The 12823-nt window shown below is 70.5% G+C and carries 15 protein-coding genes; all 15 read left to right on the plus strand.

The features are described from left to right. Positions 1–9: 9 nt before the first annotated feature. The 15 genes from KAK07_RS21000 to KAK07_RS21070 all read left to right on the plus strand — a co-directional run bounded on the left by KAK07_RS21000 (position 10) and on the right by KAK07_RS21070 (position 12781). Positions 10–1224: an IscS subfamily cysteine desulfurase gene (locus KAK07_RS21000; RefSeq protein WP_210856763.1), complete on the plus strand. Its 1215-nt coding sequence runs from the start codon at positions 10–12 to the stop codon at positions 1222–1224. A gap of 16 nt (positions 1225–1240) precedes the next feature. Then, complete coding sequence (gene iscU, locus KAK07_RS21005; RefSeq protein WP_210856762.1) at positions 1241–1660, plus strand: Fe-S cluster assembly scaffold IscU; 420 nt, start codon at positions 1241–1243, stop codon at positions 1658–1660. A 71-nt stretch (positions 1661–1731) separates the two neighbouring features. Further along, positions 1732–2100: an iron-sulfur cluster insertion protein ErpA gene (gene erpA / locus KAK07_RS21010; RefSeq protein ID WP_247661337.1), complete on the plus strand. Its 369-nt coding sequence runs from the start codon at positions 1732–1734 to the stop codon at positions 2098–2100. Positions 2101–2119: 19 nt separating this feature from the next. Further along, positions 2120–2443, plus strand: a complete 324-nt coding sequence (locus KAK07_RS21015) for a HesB/IscA family protein (protein ID WP_210856760.1) — start codon at positions 2120–2122, stop codon at positions 2441–2443. 152 nt (positions 2444–2595) lie between these two features. Then, positions 2596–4545: a Fe-S protein assembly chaperone HscA gene (hscA, locus tag KAK07_RS21020; protein WP_210863072.1), complete on the plus strand. Its 1950-nt coding sequence runs from the start codon at positions 2596–2598 to the stop codon at positions 4543–4545. A 3-nt stretch (positions 4546–4548) separates the two neighbouring features. After that, positions 4549–4893 (plus strand): 2Fe-2S iron-sulfur cluster-binding protein, encoded by a 345-nt coding sequence (locus tag KAK07_RS21025; RefSeq protein ID WP_210863074.1) that lies wholly within the window; start codon positions 4549–4551, stop codon positions 4891–4893. A gap of 119 nt (positions 4894–5012) precedes the next feature. After that, positions 5013–6485 carry a methyl-accepting chemotaxis protein gene (locus KAK07_RS21030; RefSeq protein ID WP_210863076.1) on the plus strand — a complete coding sequence of 491 codons (1473 nt, stop codon included), beginning with the start codon at positions 5013–5015 and terminating at the stop codon, positions 6483–6485. Between the two features lie 167 nt (positions 6486–6652). After that, positions 6653–7810: a homocitrate synthase gene (gene nifV / locus KAK07_RS21035; RefSeq protein WP_210863078.1), complete on the plus strand. Its 1158-nt coding sequence runs from the start codon at positions 6653–6655 to the stop codon at positions 7808–7810. Between the two features lie 11 nt (positions 7811–7821). After that, entirely contained in the window at positions 7822–8166 is a 345-nt protein-coding gene (gene nifW / locus KAK07_RS21040; protein WP_210856755.1) for a nitrogenase stabilizing/protective protein NifW, read from the plus strand. A 24-nt stretch (positions 8167–8190) separates the two neighbouring features. Continuing rightward, entirely contained in the window at positions 8191–9042 is an 852-nt protein-coding gene (locus KAK07_RS21045) for an electron transfer flavoprotein subunit beta/FixA family protein (RefSeq protein WP_210803849.1), read from the plus strand. 47 nt (positions 9043–9089) lie between these two features. Beyond that, positions 9090–10190 (plus strand): electron transfer flavoprotein subunit alpha/FixB family protein, encoded by a 1101-nt coding sequence (locus tag KAK07_RS21050; RefSeq protein ID WP_210863120.1) that lies wholly within the window; start codon positions 9090–9092, stop codon positions 10188–10190. A 125-nt stretch (positions 10191–10315) separates the two neighbouring features. Beyond that, positions 10316–11623, plus strand: coding sequence for an FAD-dependent oxidoreductase (locus KAK07_RS21055; RefSeq protein ID WP_210803848.1), 1308 nt, complete (start codon positions 10316–10318; stop codon positions 11621–11623). Positions 11624–11674: 51 nt separating this feature from the next. After that, on the plus strand, positions 11675–11974 hold the full coding sequence (locus KAK07_RS21060; RefSeq protein WP_210856785.1) for a ferredoxin family protein: 300 nt from the start codon (positions 11675–11677) through the stop codon (positions 11972–11974). A 3-nt stretch (positions 11975–11977) separates the two neighbouring features. Continuing rightward, complete coding sequence (locus KAK07_RS21065) at positions 11978–12430, plus strand: ferritin family protein (protein ID WP_210863080.1); 453 nt, start codon at positions 11978–11980, stop codon at positions 12428–12430. Between the two features lie 27 nt (positions 12431–12457). After that, on the plus strand, positions 12458–12781 hold the full coding sequence (locus KAK07_RS21070; RefSeq protein WP_210856753.1) for a (2Fe-2S) ferredoxin domain-containing protein: 324 nt from the start codon (positions 12458–12460) through the stop codon (positions 12779–12781). The last annotated feature ends 42 nt before the right edge of the window (positions 12782–12823 follow it).

The following is a 12823-nucleotide window of genomic DNA, read 5'->3' on the forward strand; positions in this document are numbered from 1 at the left end:
GAGCCTGTGATGGACACCGCCAAGCCGATCTACCTGGACTACGCCGCCACCACGCCGGTGGACCCTCGGGTGGTGCAGGCCATGCTGCCCTACCTGTACGAGCAGTTCGGCAACCCGGCCTCGCGCAGCCACGCCTTCGGCTGGGCGGCCGAGGAGGCGGTGGAGATCGCCCGCGAACAGGTGGCCGCACTGATCGGCGCCGACCCGCGCGAGATCGTCTGGACCAGCGGCGCCACCGAGTCCAACAACCTGGCGATCAAGGGCGCGGCCCAGTTCCACCAGGCCAAGGGCCGCCACCTGATCACCGTGCAGACCGAGCACAAGGCCGTGCTGGACACGATGCGCGAACTGGAGCGCCAGGGCTTCGAGGTCAGCTACCTGCCGGTGCAGGCCGACGGCCTGCTGGACATGGCCGTGCTCGAAGCCGCGATCCGCCCCGACACCATCCTGGTCTCGGTGATGGCCGTCAACAACGAGATCGGCGTGGTGCAGGACATCAGCGCGATCGGCGCGCTGCTGCGCGAGCGCGGCATCCTCTTCCATGTGGATGCCGCCCAGGCCCCCGGCAAGATCGCGCTGGACATGGCGTCGCAGTGTGTCGACCTGATGAGCCTGTCGGCGCACAAGACCTATGGGCCCAAGGGCATCGGTGCGCTGTATGTGCGGCGCAAACCGCGCGTGCGCATCGAGGCCCAGATGCACGGCGGCGGCCATGAGCGGGGCATGCGCTCGGGCACGCTGCCCACCCACCAGATCGTCGGCATGGGCGAGGCCTACCGCCTGGCGCGCGCCGGCATGGCCGCCGAGAACGAGCGCATCCGCACGCTGCAGCAGCGCCTGCTGGGCCAGTTGCAGGACATCCCCGAGGTGCTGGTCAACGGCCACCTGACCCAGCGCGTGCCGCACAACCTCAACATCAGCTTCACCTTCGTCGAGGGCGAGTCGCTGCTGATGGGCATCAAGGGCGTGGCGGTGTCCTCCGGTTCGGCCTGCACCTCGGCCAGCCTGGAGCCCAGCTATGTGCTGCGCGCGCTGGGCCTGTCCGACGAGGTGGCGCACAGCTCGATCCGCTTTTCCATCGGCCGCTTCACCACCGAGGCCGAGATCGACACCGCTGCCGCGCGGGTGCGTGCCACGGTCGAGCGCCTGCGCAGCTTGAGCCCGCTGTGGGACATGCACCTGGCCGGCATCGACCTCGCGTCCGTGCAGTGGGCAGAACACTGACTTTCAGGAGATCCCCATGGCATACAGCGACAAGGTCATCGACCACTACGAGAACCCCCGCAACGTCGGTGGCTTCGAGACCGGTGACGCCGGTGTTGGCACCGGCATGGTCGGTGCGCCGGCCTGCGGCGACGTGATGAAGCTGCAGATCAAGGTCAACCCGGCCACCGGCGTGATCGAGGATGCCCGCTTCAAGACCTATGGCTGCGGCTCGGCCATCGCCAGCAGCTCGCTGGTCACCGAGTGGGTCAAGGGCAAGACGCTGGACCAGGCGCTGGCCATCAAGAACACCCAGATCGCCGAGGAGCTGGCGCTGCCGCCCGTGAAGATCCACTGCTCCATCCTCGCCGAGGACGCGATCAAGGCGGCCGTCAACGACTACCGCGCCAAGCTCGGCGAGCCGGTCGAGCACCCCGCCTGCGCCCCCACCCACTGAACCTGTCCGGAGAACCCGTCATGGCCTGCCAATCCCAGCCCAACGGCGCCAGCTGCGCCTCGTCCGCCACGATGACCCCGCCGCCGGTGCTGCCCAGCTTTGCTGACGGCGTGCCGCCGCTGAACCTGAGCGATGCGGTGGTCGACAAGGTCGGCGCGATGCTGGCCGAGGAGAACGACCCCGAGCTGCGCCTGCGCATCTTCGTCACCGGCGGTGGCTGCTCGGGCTTCCAGTACGGCTTCGCCTTCGACGACGCGCCCAAGCCCGACGATGTCGAGGTCACGCGCGGCGCGATCCGCGTGCTGGTCGACGCGATGAGCCTGCAGTACCTGGTGGGCGCCGAGATCGACTACGAGGACAGCCTGGAAGGCTCGCGCTTCGTCATCCGCAACCCCAACGCCAGCAGCACCTGCGGCTGCGGCAGTTCGTTCTCGGTCTGACTTCCCCGAAAGGCCTGCCATGTCGCTGTCCGTCACCCCCAAGGCCGCTGCCCAGATCCGCAAGGCGCTCACGCAGCGCGGCAGCGGCGTCGGCCTGCGCATCGCCGTCAAGACCAGCGGCTGCTCGGGCTACGCCTATGCGCTGGAGTTCGCCGACGCCGCCGGCGCCGACGACCAGGTCTTCGAGACCGAGGGCGTGGCGCTGCTGGTGGACGCGCAAAGCCTGCCACTGGTCGACGGCACCCAGCTCGACTGGGTGCGCGAGGGCCTGAACGAAGGCTTCAAGTTCCACAACCCCAACGCCACCGCCAACTGCGGCTGTGGCGAGTCCTTCGCCGTGTGATGGAGCCCCCAGGCTCGCTGGCGCTCGCCACCCCCCGAGGGGGCTCAGCCAGTGGACCGGCGAAGCCGGATCCACGGCTGGGACCGGGTGGGGGCGGCGGCGGCGCGGCACGTGGGCGGCGGGACTTCCCCCAACTTTTCCTGGAGCGATGAATGGCGCTGCTGCAGATCGCTGAACCCGGCCGGGCGGCGGCACCGCACCAGCACCGGCTGGCGGTGGGCATCGACCTGGGCACCACCCACTCGCTGGTGGCCACGCTGCGCAGCGGGGTGCCGGTGGTGCTGGGCGATGAACAGGGCCGGCTGCTGCTGCCCAGCGTCGTCCATTACGCCGCCGATGGGGCGGTCACCGTGGGCACCGACGCGCAGGCGCTGGCGGCGGAGGACCCGCTCAACACCATCGCCTCGGCCAAGCGCCTGATCGGCCGCGCGCCGGCCGACATCACGCCGGGTCTGGTGCCCTATGCGCTGGAGGCGCTGGGCCCCAGCGCGGTGGGCGTGCGCACCGTGGCCGGCGTGAAGAGCCCGGTGGCCGTGGGCGCCGAGGTGTTGCAGGCGCTGCGCCTGCGCGCCGAGGCGGCGCTGGGCGGCCCGCTGGTGGGCGCGGTGATCACCGTGCCCGCCTACTTCGACGACGCGCAGCGCCAGGCCACCAAGGACGCTGCGCGCGCCGCCGGCCTGAACGTGCTGCGCCTGCTCAACGAGCCCACCGCGGCGGCCGTGGCCTATGGCCTGGACACCGCCAGCGAGGGCGTCTACGTGGTCTACGACCTGGGCGGCGGCACCTTCGACGTCAGCGTGCTGCGCCTGTCCCGCGGCGTCTTCGAGGTGATGGCCACCAACGGCGACCCGGTGCTCGGCGGCGACGATGTCGACCAGCTGCTGGTCGAATGGTTCTGCGCCCTGGACCCGGCGATGGACTGGGGCCCCAACGATGCCAGCGCGCTGCGCACGGCGGCCCGCACCGCCAAGGAGGCCCTGTCCGAGCAGGCGCAGGTCACGATGCTGTGCCGCACCACCGCCGGCGAATCGCAGGGCGCACTGCTGACCCGCGAGCGCCTGGACGCGCTGGTGCAGCCGCTGATCGAGCGCACGCTGGGCCCGGTGCGGCGCGCGCTGCGCGACGCCGGCCTGAAGGCCCCCGACGTCGACGGCGTGGTGCTGGTGGGCGGCTCAACCCGGCTGCTGGCGGTGCGCCGCGCGGTCAGCGCCTTCTTCGGCCGCGAGCCCTACACCGGCATCGACCCGGACCAGGCGGTGGCGCTGGGCGCCGCCATCCAGGCCGACCAGCTGGCCGGCAACCGCGCCGCCGGCGACGATGGCCTGCTGCTGCTGGACGTGTGCCCGCTGTCGCTGGGCCTGGAAACCATGGGCGGCCTGGTCGAGAAGATCATCCCGCGCAACTCCACCGTGCCCACCGCGCGGGCGCAGGAGTTCACCACCTTCAAGGACGGCCAGACCGCGATGGCGCTGCACGTGGTGCAGGGCGAGCGCGAGCTGGTCAGCGAGTGCCGCAGCCTGGCGCGCTTCACGCTGCGCGGCATCCCGCCGATGGTGGCCGGCGCGGCGCGCATCCGCGTCACCTTCCAGATCGATGCCGACGGCCTGCTCAGCGTGACCGCGCAGGAGCAGACCAGCGGCGTTCAGGCCCATGTCGAGGTCAAGCCCAGCCACGGCCTGGCCAACGAGGCGGTGGCCGGCATGCTGCAGTCGGCCATCGCCAGTGCCGAGTCCGATGCCGCCGCGCGCCTGCTGCGCGAGGCCGAGGTCGAGGCACGCCGCCTGCTGGATGCGGTGGACGCCGCGCTGCACGCCGACGCCCACCTGCTGTGGCCGCGCGAGCAGTTCGCCATCCTGCGCGCGATGCAGGACGTGGCCGACGGGCTGGAGCAGTGCGCCGCCGGTGAGGGCGGCCATGCGGACGAGCGCAAGGCCCTGCGCGAGACCCTGCGCCAGGCCACCGAGGGCCTGAACCAGGCCACCACCGACTTCGCCGGCCGGCGCATGGACGCCCGGGTGCGCGAGGCACTGGCCGGCCAGCGCCTGGACACGCTGGCCAGTGCGGTGGCTGCCGCCCCCGCGCCTTCGCACGTGTCGGCCTGAGCCATGAGCGCGCCCGTGCTGATCACCGTGCTGCCGCACGCCGTGCTGTGCCCGCAGGGTGCCCGCATCGAGGCCCAGCCGGGCGGCAGTCTGGTGGATGCGCTGCTGGCGCACGGCATTGCGATCGAGCATGCCTGCGAGAAGGTCGGCGCCTGCGCCACCTGCCATGTGCATGTGCGCAGCGGCGGTGCCTCGCTGAAGACGCCTGGCCCCGATGAGGAAGACCAGCTGGACGAGGCCTGGGGCCTGGACGCCCAGTCGCGCCTGGCCTGCTGCGTGACCCTGCGCGAGGCACCGCTGACGATCGAGCTGCCGCGCTATACCAAGAATCACGCGCGCGAACGCTGAGCGCCGCGCCGGATCAGCGGCACGGGAGCCGGTCTGTTCCAGCGTTCATCGGCGCGACGGCTGGCCACACCCGCCGGTGTTGCCCCGGTGATCGCCGGGGCCCTGTCCGACTGCCCACGATGAACGCTGTCCCTCGCTTGTCGACCCTGCGGCTGGGCGCCACCTCGCCCTGGCTGCCGGCCACCCTGGTACTGAGCGCCGCGCTGCTGCCCTGGCTGAGCGCCGCGGCGCTGCCCGCGGCGACGCTGCTGCTCGTGGCGGCGCTGGCGCTGGCCGCGTGGCAGCAGCGCCGCCAGCGTGCCGCGCTGGCCGATCTGCATGCCGCGATGGAGCGCGTGGCCTCGGGCGACCTGACCCATTCGCTGGACGCCCAGGCGGTGCGTGGCGGCCTGGGCCCGATGGGCGAGCGCCTGGAGGCCATGCAGCGCGCCTGGTCGCGCCTGGTGGCCAACATCCGCAGCGAGGCCGAGCTGGCCGCGCTGGCGGGTGAGCGCTTGTCGGCCGACGCCCGCGCGCTGTCGCAGCGCACCGAGGAACAGGCCGCCACGCTGGAGCAGACCAGCGCCAGCGTCAGCGAGCTGACCGGCAGCGTGCAGCGCAACGCGGCCGCGGCCGGCGAGGCCGACCAGCTGGCCAGCGGCGTGCGCCACAACGCCGAGCGGGGCATTGGCGCGGTGCAGCAGGCGGTGGAGGCCGTCTCGCGCATCGAGCAACGCTCGCAGCAGATGAGCCAGATCATCGGCGTCATCGACGGCATCGCCTTCCAGACCAACATCCTGGCCCTGAACGCCGCGGTCGAGGCCGCCCGCGCCGGCGAGACCGGCCGCGGCTTCGCCGTCGTCGCCACCGAGGTGCGCACGCTGGCCGGCCGCACCGCCAGCGCCGCGGCCGAGGTGCGCCAGCTGATCCAGGCCTCGGCCGGTGAGGTGGGCGCCGGCGTGCAGCGCATCCGCGAGGTCGACCAGCTGCTGGGCGAGATGGCCGAGGGCGTGCGCCAGGTGGCCGACCGGGTGCGCGAGGTGGCCACCTCCACCGCGCGGCAGAGCCACAGCGTGGGCGAGATCGCCCAGGCCGTGGGCGGCATCGAGCAGCTGACCCAGCGCAACATGATCATGGTCGACAACTCGGTCGGCGCGGCCGAGCAGCTGCGCCAGCAGGCCGCGAACCTCAAGCAGGGCGTGCTGACGATGCGCCTGCGCCAGGGCTGTGCCGACGAGGCACGCGCGCTGTGCGAGCGCGCCGTGGCCGCCTTGCGCAGTGACGGCCTGTCGCGCGCGGTGCAGCGCTTCCACGACAAGGCCGGCGGCTTCATCGACCGCGACCTGTTCGTCATCGTGCTGGACCGCCAGGGCCACTTCCGTGCCTTCGGCGCCGACCCCAGCAAGGCGAACAAGCCGGCGGTGCTGCCGCCGGGCGTCGACGTGCAGGCCGTGGTGCAGCAGACGCTGGCGATCGCCGACCAGGGCGGGGGCTGGCTGGAGTTCCGCTCCTGGCACCCGGTCACCCGCACGCCGGTGGACAAGATGGCCTTCGTGATGCCCTGGGAGGACGTGGCGGTGATGGTCTCGGCCAACCGCTCCGACGGCGGCTGACCGCCCCACGGGCTGCGCGCCGCCTGTGCGCAACCCGACAATTCCCACAGCCCCGACGGCAGGCCGCCGTTCGGGGCTTTTTCTTTGCAAATCAATGACTTGAGTGGTCGGTCCGGGATGGCACAGCGCTTGCGAAGTCCTGCCCACAGCCCCGCAAGGACCGCCCCATGCGCGCCGACCCCACCTGGCCCTTCACCGTCAACGACACCACGCTGCGCGATGGCGAGCAGACCGCCGGTGTGGCCTTCACCGCCGACGAGAAGCTGGCCATTGCCCGGGCACTGGATGCGGCCGGCGTGCCCGAGCTGGAGATCGGCGTGCCGGCGATGGGGGCTGAGGAATGCGCGCTGATCCGCGCCATCACCGGCCTGGGCCTGCGCGCCCGCACCATGGTCTGGGCGCGCATGCACGGCACCGACCTGCAGGACGCGCTGGCCTGCGGCGCCGACATCGTCCACCTGTCGGTGCCGGTGTCTGACCTGCAGATCGAGCGCAAGCTGCAGCGCGACCGCGCCTGGGTGCTGGACACCCTGACCCGCCACGTGCTGGCGGCGCTGGACGCCGGTGCCACCGTCAGCGTGGGCTTCGAGGATGCCTCGCGCGCCGAGAGCGGCTTCCTGCGCCGCTGCGCCGCCGCCGCGCAATGGGCCGGCGCGTCGCGGCTGCGCTATGCCGACACGCTGGGCATCCTGGATCCCTTCGAGACCTGGCAGCGCATCAGCGAGCTGCGCGCCGAGGTCGACATCGCGATCGAGATGCACGCCCACGACGACCTGGGTCTGGCCACCGCCAACACCCTGGCCGCCTGGCGCGCCGGCGCCACCCACGCCAGCACCACCGTCAACGGCCTGGGCGAGCGCGCCGGCAATGCCGCGCTGGAAGAGGTGGTGATGGCGATGCGCCACCTGCACGGCGTGGAGTGCGGCGTCGACACACGGGCGCTGCCGGCGCTGTCGCGCCTGGTGGCCCAGGCCGCCGGCCGGCCGGTGGCCGCGGGCAAGGCGATCGTCGGCGAGGGCGTCTTCAGCCACGAGTCCGGCATCCATGTGGACGGCCTGCTGAAGGACGCCCGCAACTACCAGGGCTTCGACCCCGCCGAGCTGGGCCGCGGCCACACCACCGTGCTGGGCAAGCACAGCGGCACGCATGCGCTGCGCGCCGTCTGCGACAGCCTGGGCCTGCCGCTGGGCGACGCCCAGGCGCCCGTGCTGCTGGCCGCGGTGCGCCGGCATGTGCTGGCCACCAAGTGCTCGCCCCGACCTGACGAGCTGCGACGTCTGCACCGCGAGTTGTTCGCCCGCTTCCCCACCCCGCTGGCCGCCTGAAGGACCACGCCATGAACGACCTGACCACCCGCCTGAAGGCGCTGTCCAGCGCCAACGAGTTCCTGGAGTTCTTCGGGATCACCTACGACGAGCACGTGGTGAACGTGAACCGCCTGCACATCCTCAAGCGCTTCTACCAGTACCTGCGCCAGGCCGACGGCCTGGCCGGCCTGGACGAGGTGGCGATGTTCACCCGCTACCGCGAGCTGCTGACCCGCGCCTACCAGGACTTCACCGCCTCCAACGCTGCCACCGAGAAGGTCTTCAAGGTCTTCCAGGACGCTGGCGGCACCCAGCACGTGCAGGTCAGCCGCCTGCGTGACAGCCTGGCCGAGCGGCGCACCGCGCGCGCCTGACCCCCTCACCGCAGGAGTCCTTCCATGCACATCGTCGTCTGCATCAAGCAGGTCCCGGACTCGGCGCAGATCCGCGTCCACCCGGTGACCAACACCATCATGCGCCAGGGCGTGCCGGCCATCGTCAACCCTTACGACCTGTTCGCGCTGGAAGAGGCGCTGCGGCTGAAGGACCAGTTCGGCGGCCGCGTCACCGTGCTGTGCATGGGCCCGCCGCAGGCCGAGGAGGCGCTGCGCAAGTGCATCAGCTTTGGCGCCACCGACGCCATCCTGATCACCGACCGCGCCTTCGCCGGCGCCGACACGCTGGCCACCTCCTACGCGCTGTACTCCGCCATCAAAAAGATCGGCGAGGAGCAGGCGGTGGACCTGGTCTTCACCGGCAAGCAGACGATCGACGGCGACACCGCCCAGGTCGGCCCCGGCATCGCCAAGCGCCTGGGCTGGAACCTGCTGACCTATGTCAGCAAGATCAACGAGGTCGACCTCGACGGCCGCACCCTGACGGTGGAACGCCGGGCCGAAGGCGGCGTGCAGCGCCTGCAGACCACGCTGCCCAGCCTCATCACCATGCTGGAGGGCACGAACACGATGCGCTTCGCCACCATGGACGACATGCTGCGCGCCGGCCGTTGCCAGATCCGCAAGTGGAACAAGGACGACGCCGGCATCGAGGACATCGCCAAGATCGGCCTCAAGGGCAGCCCCACCATCGTCAGCAAGGTGTTTGCCCCCAAGGCGCGCAGCGTGCGCGCCGAGATGCAGGAAGTGGGCGACGGCACCAGCGTCAACGACGTCTGCCTGAACCTGCTGCAGAAGATCTTCACCACCCACCCGACGCTCGAGCAAGAGACCGTCGATCGCCTGTCCGCCTGAGGAGCCACGCCATGAGTGACGCCGCCAAACCCGCGAATGCTCCCCAGATGGCCGCCGCCGCGGCCGCTGGTGCCGCCCGGACCGCCGGCCGCAGTGGCCGCAGCACCGAACTGCCCGAGCACCTGAAGGTCTACAAGGGCGTCTGGGTGTTCATCGAACACGACCGCGGCCAGGTGCACAGCGTCAGCTGGGAGCTGATGGGCGAGGCCCGCAAGCTGGCCGACAAGCTGGGCGTGGACGTCAGCGGCGTGCTGCTCGGCGGCCCGGCCGACAAGCTGGAGGACTACGCCAAGGAAGCCTACACCTACGGCGCCGACCACTGCTACATCATGCGCGACACGGTGCTGCAGGGCTACCGCAACGAGCCCTTCACCAAGGGCCTGACCGACCTGGTCAACACCCACCAGCCCGAGATCCTGCTGCTGGGCGCCACCACCATGGGCCGCGACCTGGCCGGCTCGGTGGCCACCACGCTGGGCACCGGCCTGACCGCTGACTGCACCGAGCTGAACATCGACGGCCGCGCGCTGGCCGCGACCCGCCCGACCTTCGGCGGCAGCCTGCTGTGCACCATCATGACCCTGGCCTATCGGCCGCAGATGGCCACCATGCGCCCGCGCACCGCGCCCATGCCGCCGCGTGACGAGAGCCGCACCGGCGACATCATCACGATGCCGCTCGGCATGATCGAGACCGACATCGTCACCAAGCTGCTGGGCTTCATCCCCGACGCCACCAGCAACAACATCAACCTGGCCTATGCCGACATCATCGTCACCGCCGGCAAGGGGCTGAAGAACGCCGACAACTGCAAGCTGGTGTGGGACCTGGCCCGCGTGCTGGGCGCCGAGGTGGGCGCCACCCGCGCCGTCACCCAGGCCGGCTGGATGGAGGCCGAGCGGCAGGTGGGCCAGACCGGCAAGACCGTGCGCCCCAAGCTCTACATCGCCGCCGGCGTCTCGGGGGCGATCCAGCACCGGGTGGGCATGGAGGCCTCCGACGTGATCGTGGCCATCAACACCGACCCCAACGCCCCGATCTTCGACTTTGCCCACCACGGCATCGTCGGCAACGCGATGCAGGTGCTGCCGGCACTGACCGCCGCCTTCCGTTCCCACCTCGACAAGCGCATCCGCAAGGTCGCTTGAACACCAGGAGCCATGATGAACGACATCACGACATCGACGTGGCGGGCCGAGCGCCGGGCCGCTCCCAAGCCGGCCCGCATCCCCTTGGGGGATCGGGCGACGTACCCGTCGGACGAGGGGCTGTCATGAGCAAAGAGAAGTTCGACGCGATCGTGGTCGGTGCCGGCCCTTCGGGCAATGCCGCGGCCTACACGATGGCCAAGGCGGGTCTGAAGGTGCTGCAGATCGAGCGCGGCGAATACCCCGGCAGCAAGAACGTGCAGGGCGCGATCCTGTACAGCAACGCGCTGGAACAGATCATCCCGGACTTCCGCGAGGACGCGCCGCTGGAGCGCCACATCATCGAACAGCGCATGTGGATGATGGACGACGAGAGCTTCGTCGGCACCCACTACCGCAGCGACGACTACAACAAGCCGCCGTACAACCGCTACACCATCATCCGGGCGCAGTTCGACAAGTGGTTCTCGTCCAAGGTCCGCGAGGCGGGTGCGCTGCTGATCTGCGAGACCACGGTGGAGGAGCTGCTGCTCGACGGCGAGCAGGTCATCGGCGTGCGCTGTGACCGCCTGGGCGGCGAGGTCTATGCCGACGTGGTGGTGCTGGCCGACGGCGTCAACAGCACGCTGGCGCGCAAGGCCGGCTTCCATGGCGAGCTGGACGCAGGCAACGTGGCCCTGGCGGTCAAGGAAATCCTCTTCCTGCCCGAAGAAGTGATCCAGGCGCGCTTCAACGTCAAGGACGAAGAGGGCGTGGTCATCGAGCTGATGGGCAAGGTGACCGAAGGCATGGTGGGCACCGGCTTCCTCTACACCAACAAGGAGTCGCTGACCATCGGCGTGGGCTGCATGCTCAGCGACTTCAAGGCCAACCCCCAGCGCACCAGCCCCTACACGCTGCTGGAGAAGCTCAAGAAGCACCCCAGCATCGCCCCGCTGATCGAAGGCGGCGAGATGAAGGAGTACTGTGCCCACCTGATCCCGGAAGGCGGCTTCAACGCCGTGCCGCGCATCTATGGCGCGGGCTGGCTGATCGTGGGCGACTCGGGCGGCTTCGTCAACGCCGCCCACCGCGAAGGCTCCAACCTGGCCATGACCAGCGGCCGCCTGGCCGGCGAGACGGTCATCGCCCTGAAGGCCGCCGGCCAGGAACCCTCGGCCGCCCGCCTGAAGCTCTACAAGGACAAGATGGACGAGTCCTTCGTCATGAAGGACCTGAAGAAGTACCGCAAGCTGCCCGAGGTGCTGCACAGCAGTCCGCAGTTCTTCACCGCTTACCCCGAGCTGGTCAACCGCGCCGCCAAGACCTTCTTCACCGTCGACGGTGTGGACAAGCACTCCAAGGAAAAGGAAATCCTGGGAAGCTTCCGCAGCAAGCGCAGCCTGACCGGCCTGATGGGCGATGCCTTCAAGCTCTGGCGTGCCTCGCGCTGAGCGCGCCAGCCGCTGCTGCACACCCTTTGCCCGCCCTCGCCCGAAGGAGCCATCATGAGCCTCGTCGTCAACGTCGAAGAAAAGCTCTTCCAGAACCGCTACAAGGTCGACCACGGCCGCCCGCATATCCAGATCAGGAAGCCCGAGGTCTGCGCCAACGACTGCAAGGACCAGAGCTGCACCTTCGTCTGCCCGGCCAGTTGCTACAAGGCCGAGGGCAATCGCTCGGTGACGCTGATCACCGACGGCTGCCTGGAGTGCGGCAGCTGCCGGGTGATCTGCACCGAGCACGCCAACGTCGCGTGGGAGTACCCGCGTGGCGGGCACGGCATCCTCTTCAAATTCGGTTGAGCCATGGATGTCAACACCTTCCTGGCCCACGCGATCCAGCTGGAGCGCGAAGCCGCCCGCCGCTACGAGGAGCTCTCCGCCGCACTGGCGACGGAGGGCAATGCCGACCTCAAGGCCTTCTTCGCGCTGATGGCCAAATACTCGCGCCTGCACCTGGCCGACGCGATGGCCCGCGGGGGCTTTCGCGAGATCCCGGTGATCGCGCCGCAGGACTTCCAGTGGCCCGACGGCGTCTCGCCCGAGGTGGCTGACTGGGCCGGCGTCGATGCGCTGCTGGACGCGCCCGCGGCGCTGGCGCTGGCCATGGACAGCGAGCGCCGCGGCCATGCCTGGTACGCCGCGGTGGCCGCCAGCACGATCGACCCCGAGCTGCGTGCGCTGGCCGCCGAGTTCGCCGAGGAAGAGGCCGACCACCTGCGCCAGCTGCAGGCGCTGATCGCCGCCCACGTCGCCTGACCGTTCTTTCCACCGATTCATCACGCCATGCCCCAGCCGACCCGCCACGTTTTCGTCTGCAGCCAGCAGCGCCCGCCCGGCCATCCGCGCGGCAGCTGCGCCGCCCAGGGCGCCAGCCCGCTGCTGCAGGCCTTCTGGGCCGAAGTGCAGAAGCGCCAGTGCTACGACCAGGTGGCGGTCACCTACTCCGGCTGCCTCGGCCCCTGCGACGGTGGCCCCAACGTGCTGGTCTACCCCGAAGGCGTGCTGTACCAGGGCGTGACAGTGGCCGACATCGGCGAGCTCTTCGACAGCCACCTGCTGGGTGGCACCCCGGTGGCGCGGCTGCGCGCACCGGCCACGGTCTGGTGAGCGCGCGCCACCGGCGCGCTTCTTGCACTGAACCGCCTCCAA

The sequence above is a fragment of the Ideonella alba genome, assembly GCF_018069875.1.
Classification (GTDB): domain Bacteria; phylum Pseudomonadota; class Gammaproteobacteria; order Burkholderiales; family Burkholderiaceae_C; genus Ideonella; species Ideonella alba.